Raw genomic sequence first — 470 nt, 5'->3', positions numbered from 1 at the left:
AGCCTTTGTTTTTCGCTTGATGCACAAACCAAAACAACAGAGATGAAAGATCAAAAAGTTTATCCAAAGAGCTTTTCCCATATTGGGATTACAGTGCCTGATTTGGACAAGGCAGTGAAATTCTACACCGAAGTAATGGGGTTTTATATAATTATGCCTCCAACCGAAGTCCTGGAAGAAAATGAGACAGCAATCGGACAAATGTGTATTGATGTATTTGGCAAAGGATGGAACAGTTTTCGCATTGCGCACCTTTCAACCGGCGATCGCATTGGAATTGAACTATTCGAATTCAAAGAAAGTCAACCAAAAGCTCCGGAATTCAATCCATTCCAAACCGGATTATTCCATTTTTCGGTTCAGGATCCGGATGTAGAAGGATTGGTTCAAAAAATTGTTGAGCATGGAGGAAAACAGCGTATGCCTATTCGTGAATATTATCCAGGTGATAAACCATACCGTATGTGTTA

1 protein-coding gene is annotated in these 470 nt (G+C 39.8%); it reads left to right on the top strand.

Annotated features, from left to right (window positions below; all coding sequences use genetic code 11):
- Window positions 1–42 precede the first annotated feature (42 nt).
- Window positions 43–470, top strand: a 428-nt coding sequence (locus tag NQ163_RS20890) for a VOC family protein (RefSeq protein ID WP_268192196.1), incomplete at its 3' end; no start/stop codon positions are given.

Source organism: Marinifilum sp. D737 (assembly GCF_026672275.1).
Taxonomy (GTDB): domain Bacteria; phylum Bacteroidota; class Bacteroidia; order Bacteroidales; family Marinifilaceae; genus Marinifilum.
This window is presented reverse-complemented; position numbering and strand designations above follow the sequence as displayed.